This is a genomic window from Nonomuraea sp. JJY05 (assembly GCF_043496855.1).
Classification (GTDB): Bacteria; Actinomycetota; Actinomycetes; order Streptosporangiales; family Streptosporangiaceae; genus Nonomuraea.
Window position 1 is genome coordinate 1 of the sequence record NZ_JBIEIS010000071.1, and the last position, 13198, is coordinate 13198.

A 13198-nucleotide genomic window follows, 5' to 3' on the forward strand; every position below is an offset into this window, starting at 1 on the left:
GGTCCTGCTCAGCAGGAACCAGGCCACGACCGCCACGCCCGCCCAGAGCAGGGCGGAGACGGGGATCGGCCCGATCCGGGAGTAGCCGAGGATCTGGAACGACTCGGGCACCTTGCCGGCCGGACCGTCGTACAGGTGGTCGACGATGCCCCTGATGATCAGGGCGACGCCGAGCGTGGCGATGAAGGCGTGGACCTGGAGCCTGGTGATGACCAGCCCATTGATCAGCCCCACCAGCGCGCTGACGCCCAGCACCGCCGCGACCGCCGGCAGGATGTTGCCGTCCTGGCCCGCCATGATCTCCGCCGCGATCAGCGAGGTCAGGCTGATCAGGTACGCCACGGACAGGTCGAGCGAGCCGGCCAGGATCGCCAGCGTCTGCCCGATCGCCACGATGCCGAGGGCCGCCGAACGCTGCTGGATGCCGACGACGCTCTCCGTGGTCAGGAACTGGCCGCCGTCGAGTGCGACGAGGACCCAGCCGGCAGCGATCAGGCCGAGCAGCGCGAGGAACACCACGTGCGTGGGCTCACGTAAACGGGCCGCCAGGCCGCCTCGTGCCTCGCTGCCGAGGGCGGGACGGCGACTGCGTGAGAGGGTGTCCATTCAGGCCACCTCTCCCGCGGCCAGGCGCATGATGGCTTCCTCCGTAGGCCCGGCCGGCAGCGCGCCCGCGATGCGGCCGTCCCGCAGGACGACGATGCGATCGCTCATGCCGATGAGCTCGGGCAGCTCGGAAGAGATCATCATGATGGCCATGCCGTCGTCGGCCAGCTCACGCATCAGGTCGTGGATGGCGGCCTTGGCGCCGACGTCGACACCCCGGGTCGGTTCGTCGAACAGCAGCACGCGCGGCGCCATGGTCATCCATTTCGCCAGCACGACCTTCTGCTGGTTGCCTCCGGACAGGTAGCGGACCTCCTGTTCCTGGCGCGGAGGCGAGAGGCGAACCCGTTCGAGCAGGTCACGGATGCCGTCCCGGCCCTTGACGCCCACCGCGCGGGCGACGAGCAGGGCGTTGTCGCGCACGGACTGGCGCAGCGCGAGCCCTTCGGCCTTGCGGTCCTCGGTCACCAGCCCGATGCCCATGGCCACGCCCTCCCGGACCGAGCGGGGGCGCGACGGGGTCATCTCACCCGTGGTAAACGGCTCCGCACCGAAGATCGCCTTGGCCAGTTCCGACCGGCCGGACCCCTGCAGGCCCGCGATGCCGACGATCTCCCCGGCCCGCAGCTCCAGATCGATGTCGCGGAGCTTGTGGTTACCCGCTCCGCGCAGGCTGAGCCGTACCTCGCCGGTCGCCGACGACCGTGCCGGAAAGTAGGTACCGAGATCACGGCCGACCATCAGGCGGATCAGCTCGTCGGACGACACCTCGCCGATCGGGAGCGTGGTGACGAGCTTGCCGTCCTTGAGCACGGTGACCCGGTCGGCCAGGTCGAACACCTCGCGTAATCGGTGGGAGATGTACACGACGGCGACGCCGCGTTCCCGTAGCCGCCCGATCAGCCGGTAGAGCAGCTCGACCTCGTGCTCGGCGAGCGCCGCGCTGGGCTCGTCCATGACGACGAGCCGGGCGTTCACCGACAGCGCCTTGACAATCTCGACGATCTCCCACGCCATGAGGGTAAGCCTGGGGCCGTTGGCAAGTTTCGGGCTCATGTCCCTCATGCTGCGGGATGCTAAGCGGGCTTATATCGATGGTCAAGCAAAAGTTGTCACCGGAGCGACATAATTGCGCGGAGATCGCGGTAGACGCCGGACGCTCCTGGGCGAGGGGAACGGTGCTCGAGGAGCCCGAGGCGGGGGAGCAGGCGGTGACGGCCACAAGCGGCGGATCATAAGACGACTATTAGCCCACTTATAGTTGACCATCGGCAAAAATAGCTCTTACCATCACGGAGACTTACATACCGGATGCCTTCCGCATGCGGGGGTAGTCCCGACACGATGGAGCCTTCATGGGCAAGCTCGGTGTGTGGCTTATCGGGGCACGAGGATCCGTGGCGACCACCGCCATCGTGGGCGCCTCGGCCATCAGGGCGGGGGCCGTGACCCCGCAAGGATGCGTGAGCGAGTCCCCCGGCTTTCCCGGGCACCTGGTTCCGCTGACCGACCTGGCCTTCGGCGGCCATGACATCACCGAGACCTCTTTACGCAAGCGCGCCGAGCAGCTGGCCAGAGCAGGGGTCATCTCCCCGGACCTCCCGAAGCTGCTCGCGTCCGATCTGGACGCCGCCGACGCCGAGATCCGGCCCGGCCACGTCCCCGGCGACGGCGGCCGGGCCGCGACCCGGCTGATCGACGACATCGCCGGCTTCCGCGCCCGGCACGGGCTGGCCCGGGTGGTCGTCGTCAACGTGTCGTCGACCGAGCCCCCGGTGGATTCGCGCCCGGAGTTCGAGAGGCTGGCCGATCTCGAGGAGCGGCTCGCCGCGGAGGACGACGTCCTGCCGCCGAGTTCGCTGTACGCCTATGCGGCCTTCCACGCCGGGTGCGGCTATGTGGAGTTCACGCCCTCCACCGGGCCGGCCCTGCCCGCCCTGGCGGAACTGGCCGCCCGGCGGGGCGTGCCGTACGCGGGACGCGACGGCAAGACCGGCGAGACCCTGGTCAAGAGCGCCCTGGCGCCCATGTTCGCCGACCGGGCGCTGCGGGTCCGCACCTGGTCCGGGCTCAACCTGCTCGGCGGCGGCGACGGGGCGACTCTCGCCGATCCGGCCGCCAGGTCCAGCAAGCAGCTCTCCAAGGACCAGGTCGTCGCGAAGGTCCTGGGAGGACCCGTCGAGGGTGAGACGCACATCGACTACGTCCCGGACCTCGGAGAGTGGAAGACCGCCTGGGACCACGTGAGCTTCGAAGGCTTTCTCGGCGTGCGGATGACGCTGCAGTTCACCTGGCAGGGCTGCGATTCGGCGCTGGCCGCTCCGCTCGTCCTGGACCTGGCCCGGCTGGTCGCCCGTGCGCACGAGAAGGGGCGGTACGGCGTCCTGCCCGAGCTCGCCTACTTCTTCAAGAGCCCTCTGGGGACGGACGAGCACGCCCTGGCCGCCCAGTACGCCCGGCTGCGCGCCTTCGCCGAGGAGCTGTCATGAGGGCGCTGCTCGAACTGGTACGCGCACCGGCCGCCCTGTCGGTGCCGGGGGACACCATGGCGGGGGCCGCCGCCGCGGGGCGGCGTCCGGCGCCCGGCCTGGCCCTGGCGTCGGTGCTCATGTACTGGTCGGGGATGGCGCTCAACGACTGGGCTGACCGTGAGGCGGACGCCGTCGAACGTCCTGAGCGCCCGATCCCGTCAGGCCGGGTCCGCCCCGGCGCCGCGCTCGGGCTCGCGGCCGCCCTGACCGGCGCGGGCCTGGCCACCGCCGCCCTCGCCGGGGGCCGTCGCGGTCTCACCGTCGCCGGCCTGCTGGCCGGCGCGGTGTGGGCCTACGACCTGGGTCTCAAACGGACTGCGGCGGGACCGGCGTCGATGGCGGCCTGCCGCGTGCTCGACGTGCTTCTCGGCGCGGGCGAGCAGGCCAGGGCCGCCGTGCCGACGGCACTGGCGATAGGCGCGCACACCTACGGGATCAGCGTCCTGGGCCGGGCCGAGGTCGCGGGGGCGGCACGCGGGACCGCCGAGCGCGCGCTCGTGGCGAGCACCGCGGCGGCCGGGCTGGCGGCCGCCTCCTGCGTGCGCAGCCGAGCCGCCGCCCGGGCCGGAGCGGGCGTCCTCATCGCCGGCTATCTCGCCTTCACCCTCCCGGTCCAGGCCGGGTTGCGGGCCCGTCCCGACCCCGAGAACGTACGGCAGGCCGTCCGCCTCAGCATCCTCGGCCTGATACCGCTCCAGGCGGCGTCGGTCGCCGGTGGCGGGCGGTTCGCGACGGCGGGCGCGCTGCTGTGTTCGCTGCCCCTGGGAAGGTGGCTCTCGTCCCGGCTGGCGACCTCGTGAAGTGGGCCTACTGCACCAACGGCTTCGCCGACCACCGGCTTCCCGAGGCGCTCGCGATCCTGGCCGACCTCGGGTACGCCGGTGCGGCGATCACGCTCGACCACGGTCATCTCGACCCCCACTCCCCCGGCCTGGCCGCGGAGGTGTCGCGGATCGCCGGGCTCCTCGAACGCCACGGCCTCGAGGCCGTGGTCGAGACGGGCGGGCGTTACACCCTCGATCCCCTGCGCAAACACCATCCGACCCTCATCAGCGACGACGCCGAGCGCAGAGTGGAGTTCCTGACCACCGCGATGCGGGTCGCCGCCGATCTGGGCGCTCCCGTGGTGCACCTGTGGAGCGGGGTCCGGCCCGACGGCGTGCCGGAGGCGGAGGCGTACACGCGGCTGGCCCGCCAGTGCGCACGGCTGCTGGACGAGGCCGACCAGGTGGGCGTCACGCTGGGATTCGAACCCGAACCCGGGATGCTCGTCGCCGGGCTGGACGGCTTCGAGCGGCTGCGTGCGATGCTCGGCGCCCATCCCCGGTTCGGTCTCACCCTCGACATCGGGCACTGCCACTGCGTGGAGCCGGACGACCTGGTCACCTGCGTCCGCCGGGCGCTGCCGTACACCGTGCACGTGCAGATCGAGGACATGCGCCGGGGAGTCCACGAGCACCTGGAGTTCGGCGAAGGCGAGATCGACTTCGTGCCGGTGCTCGCCGCCCTGCACGGCTACTCGGGTCTGGTGGCCGTGGAGCTGGCCCGGCACAGCCACGCGGCCCCGCAGGTCGCCCGCCGCTCGATCGACTTCTTGAGGAGGGCACATGAAGGAGCCGGCGCAGGAGTGGCTGGCACAGGCCGTCCGGCAGGTCGAGGCTGACCCGTACGCGATCCACCGGCTCTTCCCGCAGGCCGAACGGCGGGGCGGCCCCGGGGCCCGGCCCGCGCTGCTCGGCGCTCTGCACGGCGACCACGCGGTGGTCCGCGGCCTGTACGAGGCCGGCGACAGCGGCGAGCGGCTGGCGATCCTGACCGTCCTGCATGAGCTCGATGCGGAAGGCACGGCGGTCGGGCTGGTGGAGGACGCGCTGCGCACCAATGACGCGCGGCTGGTCGCCGCGGCCCTCGGCCCGTACGGCTCGGCGTGGCTGGACGACCACTCCTTCCGTCAAGGGGTGCTCAAGTGCGTCTTCATGTCGATCCCGCTGGCGGTGGTGGCCGAGCTGGACCGCCGCTTCGACGCCGAACTGGCCCGGATGCTGTCGGACTACGCGGCGGAGCTGCGGGCGGCCGGCCGGCCCGTCCCGAGCGACGTCCTGGAGAGGATCTGAATGCGCATCTTCGACCCCCACATCCACATGACCTCCCGCACCACCGACGACTACCAGCGCATGCATGCCGCGGGGGTCCGGGCCGTCGTCGAACCCGCCTTCTGGCTGGGGCAGCCGCGTACCAACGTGGGCAGCTTCCTGGACTACTTCGACGCGCTGCTGGGCTGGGAGCCGTACCGCGCCGCGCAGTACGGCATCCGCCACCACTGCGCGCTCGCGCTCAACCCGAAGGAGGCGAACGATCCGCGATGCGCGGGGGTGCTGGCCGAGTTGCCGCGATACCTGCTGAAGGACTCCGTCGTCGCGGTCGGCGAGGTCGGCTACGACTCGATGACGGCGGAGGAGGAACGGGCCTTCGAGGCCCAGCTCGCCCTCGCGCAGGCGAACGATCTCCCCGTGCTCGTGCACACTCCGCATCGGGACAAGGCCGCGGGCACCCGCCGGACCCTCCACGTGGTACGGGACACCGGGATACCCCCCGAACGGGTGCTCATCGACCACCTCAACGAGATGACCATCGGCATGGTCGCGGACTCGGGCTGCTGGATGGGGTTCTCGATCTACCCCGACACCAAGATGGACCCGGACCGGATGGTGGCCCTGCTCAAGGAGTACGGCACGGACAGGATGCTGGTGAACTCGGCCGCCGACTGGGGGCGGAGCGACCCGCTCAAGACGCGCGAGGTAGCGGACGCCATGCTCGCGGCCGGCTTCGGCGAGGACGAGGTGGATCGGGTGCTGTGGCGCAATCCGGTCGCCTTCTACGGGCAGAGCGGCCGCCTCGATCTCGAGACCGGCTCGCAAGCCGGTCCCGACCACGCCGGCAACACGATCAAGCGGGGGTGACCATGCGGCTGCGCCATCCGGACGGCTCGACGGTGCACCTGTCCTACTGCACCAACGTCCACGCCGCCGAGGATCTCCCCGGCATCCACGCTCAGCTGTCCGGCGTCGCCGCGCGGGTCAGGCGCCTGCTCGGCGTCGAACGGCTCGGGCTCGGGCTGTGGCTGTCCCATCACGCCGCGGCCGACCTCCTCGCCCGGCCCGGGGAGCTCGCCGGGCTGCGCGAGCGGCTGACCGCGCTCGGGCTGGAGGTCGTGACCCTCAACGGATTCCCCTACCGCGGCTTCCACGACGAGATCGTGAAGTACCGCGTCTACACCCCTGACTGGGCCGACGCGGAGCGGCTGCGCTACACGCTCGGGCTCGCCGAGATCCTCGCCGCACTGCTTCCGGACGACGTCACCGAGGGCACGATCTCGACCCTCCCCCTCGCCTGGCGGACCGGGTGGACGAAAGAGAAAGCGGCGGCTGTCATGGCCAATCTCGACGCGGTCGCCCAGGGCCTGCGCGCGCTGACCGGCCGTACCGGCAAGGTGATCCGGCTGGGCTTCGAGCCGGAGCCCGGTTGCATCGTCGAGACGACGCCTCAGGCGACCGCCCTGCTGAGCGACCTGGATCACGACCACCTCGGCCTCTGCCTGGACGCCTGCCACATGGCCGTGGGTTTCGAGGAGCCCGGGGCGGGCGCCCGCACCGGGCTGCCCATCGTGAAGCTCCAGGCGTCGTGCGCCTTGGTGGCCCCGCCGGGGGCACAACGGGCGCTGGCCGCGTTCGACGAGGCCCGTTTCCTCCACCAGACGCGCTCCGCCAACGGATACGTTGACGACCTGGGCGAGGCTCTGGCCGGCGGCCTGCCCGCGGACGAGAGCTGGCGCGTGCACTTCCACGTCCCGCTGCACGACGCGCCGCCCCCTCCGCTCGCCACCAGCGCCCCCTACCTGCGTGACCTGCTGAACGTGCTCCTCGGCGGGGAACGGCCGCTGACCAGGCACGTCGAGGTGGAGACCTACACGTGGAACGTGCTTCCCGGCGCGCCGGCCGACGTCGCGGAAGGCATCGCCGCCGAGCTCGACTGGATGCGGGGGCAGCTCACCGCCCTCGGGCTGAAGGAGACGTGATGGCACCGCTGATCGTGGTCAATGTCGTCGGGCTCACCCCGCGCCTGCTCGCGCACATGCCGAACGTGGCGAAGGCGGGCGCGGCGGCCGCGCTGCGGCCCGTGCTCCCGGCCGTCACCTGCTCGATGCAGGCCACCCTGCTGACCGGTTCGATGCCCCGCGCCCACGGCATCGTCGGCAACGGATGGTACTTCCGCGACCTCGGCGAGGTGCTGCTGTGGCGCCAGCACAACGCGCTCATCCAGGGCGAGCAGCTGTGGACCGCCGCGCCCGGCCTGCGCACCGCCAACGTCTGCTGGTGGTACGCGATGGGTGCGCCGACCGACCTGCTCGTCACCCCGCGCCCCGTCTACCACGCCGACGGCCGCAAGTCGCCCGACTGCTACACCCGCCCGCCCGCACTCCATGACGACCTCGAGGCCGCGCTGGGGCCGTTCCCCCTGTTCACCTACTGGGGCCCCAACGCGGGGATCGCCTCCTCCGCGTGGATCATCGCCGCGGCCCGCCGCATCCTGGCCCGCGAACGGCCGGATCTGCTGCTGGTCTACGTGCCACACCTCGACTACGACCTCCAGCGGTACGGCCCCGACGGGCCCGAGGCGATCGCAGCGGCCCGCGCCGTCGACGCCGCTCTGGCTCCGCTCCTCGCCGAGGACGCCCAGGTGGTCGTGCTCTCGGAATACGGCATCACCCCCGTGTCCCGTCCGGTGGACATCAACCGGGCGCTGCGCGCCGCGGGTCTCCTGGAGGTCCACACCCAGGCCGGGATGGAGTACCTAGACCCGTGGACGTCCCGGGCCTTCGCCGTCGCCGACCACCAGGTGGCCCACGTGTACGTGCGCGACCCCGCCGACCTCGACCGCGCCCGAGCCGTCATCGCCGAGCTGCCTGGCGTGGACGAGGTGCTCGACCAGGCGGGGAAGGCGAAGTACGGGCTCGACCACGAACGCGCCGGCGAGCTCGTCGCCGTTGCGGAGCCCGACGCCTGGTTCACCTACTACTACTGGCTCTCCGACGACCGCGCCCCGGATTTCGCCAGGCTCGTGGACATCCACCGCAAACCCGGCTACGACCCCGCCGAGCTGTTCATGGACCCGAGTGATCCGTTCGTCAAGCTCCGTGCGGCGGCCGCGCTGGCCAGGAAGAAGCTGGGCTTCCGCTACACGATGCGGGTGGTACCGCTCGACCCGGCGCCGGTGCGGGGCAGTCACGGCCGGCTGCCCGACCGCCCCGACGAGGGCCCGCTGATCATCGGCCCCTTCGACCGTGAATCCTACGAGGCGACCGAGGTCAAGGCGCTCCTGGCCGGCCTGGCCCGGCGAAGCCGCTGAGCGCGCGCCCTCGCCGGGGTGTGGACGGGTAGGCCTCAGACGCGGGTCCAGCGCTGGTTGGTTCCTCCGGTGCAGGTCCAGATGCGCGCCTTGGTGCCGTTGGCGGTGCCGCCGACGTCCAGGCACTTGTTCGCCCCCACCGCCGTGATCGTGCCGTCGGCGTTGAGGCGCCACTTCTGGTTGCCCTGTCCGTTGCAGTCCCAGATGATCACGCTGGTGCCGTCCGCCGTCCCGGCCCCGTTCACGTCCAGGCACTTGCCGCCGTAGACCCGCAGCTCGCCGGAATCGGTGGAGGTCCACTTCTGGTTGGCCTGACCGTTGCAGTCCCAGATCTGCGCCTGCGCGCCGTTGGCCTGCGAGGCTCCGCTGACGTCCAGGCACCGCCCGGACCCCGCACCCTTCAGCGCGCCCGTGCCGCCCGGTGTGCTGGTCGTCTCCTTGATGCGGATGTTGCGGAATGACACCACGTCGCCGGGGCCGTGGTTCTGGATGCCGAGGTAGCCCTGCTGGAGCGAGCGGACCGGATCGGTGTTGGTGAAATCATTGATTCTGGTGCCGTTCAGGAACACCTGCAGCCGCTCACCCTCCACCAGCAGCTCGTAGGTGTTCCACTGGCCCGGCGGGTTCAGCGCCGCGTCGCGGGCGGCGATGTCGGCGCTCTTGAACCCGTAGATCGCCCCGGTGGTCTTGTCCGGGGTGTCGGTCGCGTCGATCTGCACCTCATATCCGGTGTTGAGCGCCGCGTCCGGATCGCCCGTGGCCGGGAAACCGACGATGACGCCGGAGTTGGAGTCGCCGGTCATCTTCCAGTCGAGCTTGACGGAGTAGGAGCGCAGCTCCTTGGCGTTGTACCACAGCATGCCCATGCCCCCCTGGGAGGTCAGCGTGGCGTCGCTGTTGGCGAACGATCCCGGCCCGGCCTGCGACCAGCCCGTCGTCGAGCCGTTGTACAACGTCGTGTACCCGGTCTCCGGGCGGCAGTCGGCGTTGGTGGCCTTGGCCGCGTACCGGATTCCGCCGAGCAGCAGCGTGCGGAAGTTCGGATCGGCGTACGACTCCTTGGTGTGCCCCAGGCCGGTGTAGAACGAGCGGCCGGAGGACTGGGGGTGGCACCAGGTGATCGGGTGGTCGCCCATGCCACCGCCGCTGTAGCTGCCCTCGTCCAGGCTCTGCAGCACCCGGACGTTCGGCCGGGGGTTGGTGCGGTAGTTGTACCACTCGTCGGTGCGTGACCAGGCCGCCCCCAGGTGAGCGGTCGCGGCGTGCGCCCGGTCCTCGTTCCGCACGGTGGCCTGCTGGATCGCCGGGTGGTTGTTGAACCAGGCCCCCATCAGCTGCCCGTAGTACGGCCAGCTGTACTCGGTGTCCGCGGCCGAATGCACCCCGACGTAGCCGCCCCCGCCGTCCACGTACGTCTGGAAGGCGGCCTGCTGGTTGTCGTTCAGCACGTCACCGGTGGTGCTGAGGAACACCACCGCCTTGTACTGGGCCAGGTTGGCCGTGCTGAAGGCGTTCGAGTCCTCGGTGGCGTCGACGGCGAAGTCGTTGGCGGCCCCCAGGTCGCGGATGGCCTGGATCCCGTTGGGGATCGAGTCGTGCCGGAACCCGGCCGTCTTGGAGAACACCAGCACCTTGAAGGCGGCGGCCTGGGCGGGGATGGCGGGGATCACCGTCGCGGCGGCGGTGATCGCCGCCACCGTCACTGAGAGGCGTCGCAGCACGGATGTCCTCCGGTCGCTCCCCGCGATGCGCCCGAGCGCGGCGGGGGTGAGATGTCGCAGCATGGGGTGTCCTTTCAGACGCGGGTCCAGCGCTGGTTGGTTCCTCCGGTGCAGGTCCAGATGCGCATCTTGGTGCCGTTGGCGGTGCCGGAGCCAGTGACGTCCAGGCACTTGTTCGCGCCCACCGCGGTGATGGTGCCGTCGGCGTTGAGGCGCCACTTCTGGTTGTTCTGCCCGTTGCAGTCCCAGATGATCACGGCGGTGCCGTCCGCCGTCCCGGCCCCGCTCACGTCCAGGCACTTGCCGCCGTAGACCCGCAGCTCACCCGCGGCGGTCGACGTCCACTGCTGGTTCGACTGCCCGTTGCAGTCCCAGATCTGCGCCTGCGCGCCGTTGGCCTGCGAGCCGCCGCTGACGTCCAGGCACCGCCCCGACCCCACACCCTTGAACGCGCTCGTGCTCCCCGCGGGCGGGGTGCCGGTGTCGAAAGTGAAGGCGTCCACGTCGAACAGGTAACCCTGTCCGGTCGGGCCGCGGAAGACCAGATAGAGCGTCGTCGTGCCGGCGGGGGCGCCGCTGAGGTTGGCCGAGACGTCGGTGAAGGTGTCCCAGCTGCCGGTGCTCGCCACGTTCACCGTTCCCAGCAGTGTGCCCGTCGCCGAGCCCGCGCGCACCTCGATCCGGCCGCCCGCGCCCGCCGAGGACACCCGGGCGGTGATCCTCGTCGCGTTGCCCAGGTTGTACGGCTGGAAGGAGATCCAGTCGCCGTCGTCGGTGAAGCCGACCGTCTTGCCGCCTTCCGCCGTGGCGTGGTCGGCCGCCTGGATGCCCTGCTGGGCGCCGAAGTGCTCGGCCTGCCGGTGCCGCGGCTGGAGCGTACGGTCGCTTGTGGAGGTCAGACCGCCCTTGTCGGTGTAGGAGGCCTCGAAGACGCCGTAGATGTTGGCCGCGGTGTCATGCTCACCGTCGGCCGGCAGCGCGATGGAGCCCGAGCAGCCGGTCTGAGAGGTGATCTTGTGGCGGTGGCTGTCGTGGCCGAGGAAGTAGGCGACGGTGACCCCGGCGCAGTCGATCGTGCCGTCCTCCGGGTCGCTGACGGTGACCTGGAAGGGCACGGTGTCACCGAAGGAGAACAGCTGCCCGTCGGCAGGGGTGGTGAGGACGACCGTCGGCGCGGTGTTGCCGACGTTCACGATCACGTTAGCCGTGCCGGTGAGACCCTGCGGGTCCCGGACCGTGAGCGTCGCCGTGTAGGCGCCGTTCGTGCTGTAGGTCTTGCTCGGATTCGCCGCCGTGGAGGTGGTGCCGTCGCCGAAGTTCCACGAGTACGTCAGCGCGCCGCCCTCCGGGTCGGAGCTGCCCGCCGAGGAGAAGTTCACCGTCAGCGGAGCCGGTCCCGACGTCTTGTCGGCGGACGCCTTGGCGATCGGATTGCGGTTGGCGCTGCCGATGTACTCGATGCGGTACAGCGCCTGGTTGTTGTTCCCGGTGCCGTAGTCGAGGACGTACAGGGCCCCGTCAGGACCGAAGGCCATGTCCATCACCTGCGTCCCCGACCAGGGGAACGCCGAGATCTCCCCGTAGGCGCCGTCCGCCTTGACCTCGATCGCCTTGATCCAGCGCCGGCCGTACTCGCCCGCGAAATACCGCCCGTCGAGCGCCTGGGGGAACTTGACGGCCGAGTTCAGGTTGGGGTCGTAACGGTAGACCGGACCGCCCATCGGCGACTCCGACCCGGAGCCGAACTCCGGCGGGCTTCCGGCGTCCCCCGCGTACCTGATCCACGCCGGCTTCGCCGCAGGCAGCGTGGTCAGGCCGGTGTTGCGGAAGGAGTTGTTGGTCGGGCCGCCCGCGCAGTTGTACTTCGGACCGGTGCTGTTGGTGGCGAAGTTCCATTCGTTGTAGGTCTCGCTGGTGGTGTTCGTGCCCGTGCAGTACGGCCATCCGTAGTTGCCCGGACCGGTGATGCGGTCGAACTCCACCTGCCCGCTCGGCCCCCGGTTGGCGTTGGTGACGCCCGCGTCCGGCCCGTAGTCGCCGAGGTAGACGGTGCCGGTCGCCTTGTCCACGCTCATCCGGAACGGGTTGCGGAAGCCCATCGCGTAGATCTCCGGCCGGGTCTTCGCCGTCCCCGGCGCGAACAGGTTGCCGCTGGGAATCGTGTAGGTGCCGTCGGGCTGCGGCTTGATGCGCAGGAGCTTGCCGCGCAGATCGTTGGTGTTGCCGGCCGAGCGCTGGGCGTCGAACTGCGGGTTGCGGTCGGTCCGCTCGTCCAGCGGGGAGTAGCCGCTCGACTCGAAGGGGTTGCTGTCGTCGCCGGTGGTCAGATAGAGGTTTCCGGCGGCGTCGAAGTCGATGTCGCCGCCCACGTGACAGCACTGGCCGCGGTCGTTCTGGACCCGCAGGACCACCTTCTCGCTGGCCATGTCGAGCGTGTCGTCCGACTTGAGAACGAACCGGGACAGATACAGCTCGCCCTTCCACTGGTCGAACTGCGCCTGCGTGCCGTTGGTCGGCGCATCACCGTTCGGCGTGCTCAGCCGCGGCGAGTAGTAGAGCCAGATGTACCGGTTGGACGCGAAGCCGGGGTCCACCGCCACACCCTGCAGGCCCTCCTCGTCGTGACTGTAGACGTTGAGCTTGCCGGCCACCTTCGTGTTGCCGTTGACATCGGTGATGCGCACCGTGCCGTCGCGTGCCGTGTGCACCACCGACCGGTTCGGCATCACGGCCAGCGACATCGCCTCACCCAGCTCGGCGCCTCCCGACGCGAGAGACACCTGCTGGTAGTCGGACGCCGGGATGGCGAGGGCGTTCGCCGGGGAGGCGTCGAGCGCGAGTACTCCGGGAGTGATCAGCGCCATCGTGGTCAGCAAGGTGAGCCACGGACGTCGGGACATGAGCGTTCCTCTACTATCGAACGATTCGAGCGAA

At 70.6% G+C, this 13198-nt stretch carries 11 protein-coding genes; 7 read left to right on the plus strand and 4 right to left on the minus strand.

Annotation, left to right across the window (positions count from 1 at the left end):
- On the minus strand, positions 1 to 606 hold a 606-nt coding region (locus ACFKCF_RS57345; protein WP_394505402.1), incomplete at its 3' end, for an ABC transporter permease.
- Entirely contained in the window at positions 607 to 1662 is a 1056-nt protein-coding gene (locus tag ACFKCF_RS57350) for a sugar ABC transporter ATP-binding protein (protein WP_394505404.1), read from the minus strand. It lies immediately after the preceding gene.
- Between the two features lie 299 nt (positions 1663 to 1961).
- Here ACFKCF_RS57350 and ACFKCF_RS57355 point away from each other — a divergent pair, with 299 nt between their 5' ends.
- From ACFKCF_RS57355 to ACFKCF_RS57385, 7 genes are read left to right on the plus strand one after another with little or no spacing between them, the layout of a single operon-like run.
- Positions 1962 to 3095 carry an inositol-3-phosphate synthase gene (locus tag ACFKCF_RS57355; RefSeq protein ID WP_394505406.1) on the plus strand — a complete coding sequence of 378 codons (1134 nt, stop codon included), beginning with the start codon at positions 1962 to 1964 and terminating at the stop codon, positions 3093 to 3095.
- Complete coding sequence (locus ACFKCF_RS57360) at positions 3092 to 3937, plus strand: SCO3242 family prenyltransferase (RefSeq protein ID WP_394505408.1); 846 nt, start codon at positions 3092 to 3094, stop codon at positions 3935 to 3937. Before ACFKCF_RS57355 ends, ACFKCF_RS57360 begins: the two co-directional genes overlap by 4 nt.
- Positions 3934 to 4800: a sugar phosphate isomerase/epimerase family protein gene (locus tag ACFKCF_RS57365; protein WP_394505410.1), complete on the plus strand. Its 867-nt coding sequence runs from the start codon at positions 3934 to 3936 to the stop codon at positions 4798 to 4800. Before ACFKCF_RS57360 ends, ACFKCF_RS57365 begins: the two co-directional genes overlap by 4 nt.
- Positions 4745 to 5251, plus strand: coding sequence for an EboA domain-containing protein (locus ACFKCF_RS57370; protein WP_394505412.1), 507 nt, complete (start codon positions 4745 to 4747; stop codon positions 5249 to 5251). The genes ACFKCF_RS57365 and ACFKCF_RS57370 overlap by 56 nt, the downstream gene beginning before the upstream one ends.
- On the plus strand, positions 5252 to 6097 hold the full coding sequence (locus ACFKCF_RS57375; protein WP_394505414.1) for a TatD family hydrolase: 846 nt from the start codon (positions 5252 to 5254) through the stop codon (positions 6095 to 6097).
- Between the two features lie 2 nt (positions 6098 to 6099).
- On the plus strand, positions 6100 to 7212 hold the full coding sequence (eboE, locus tag ACFKCF_RS57380; RefSeq protein WP_394505472.1) for a metabolite traffic protein EboE: 1113 nt from the start codon (positions 6100 to 6102) through the stop codon (positions 7210 to 7212).
- Positions 7212 to 8543 carry an alkaline phosphatase family protein gene (locus ACFKCF_RS57385; RefSeq protein WP_394505416.1) on the plus strand — a complete coding sequence of 444 codons (1332 nt, stop codon included), beginning with the start codon at positions 7212 to 7214 and terminating at the stop codon, positions 8541 to 8543. The genes eboE and ACFKCF_RS57385 overlap by 1 nt, the downstream gene beginning before the upstream one ends.
- Before the next feature lie 35 nt (positions 8544 to 8578).
- Here ACFKCF_RS57385 and ACFKCF_RS57390 read toward each other — a convergent pair whose 3' ends face one another.
- Both ACFKCF_RS57390 and ACFKCF_RS57395 read right to left on the minus strand, forming a co-directional pair.
- Positions 8579 to 10327, minus strand: a complete 1749-nt coding sequence (locus ACFKCF_RS57390) for a ThuA domain-containing protein (RefSeq protein WP_394505418.1) — start codon at positions 10325 to 10327, stop codon at positions 8579 to 8581.
- A gap of 11 nt (positions 10328 to 10338) precedes the next feature.
- Positions 10339 to 13164, minus strand: coding sequence for a lectin (locus ACFKCF_RS57395; RefSeq protein ID WP_394505420.1), 2826 nt, complete (start codon positions 13162 to 13164; stop codon positions 10339 to 10341).
- Between the last annotated feature and the right edge of the window lie 34 nt (positions 13165 to 13198).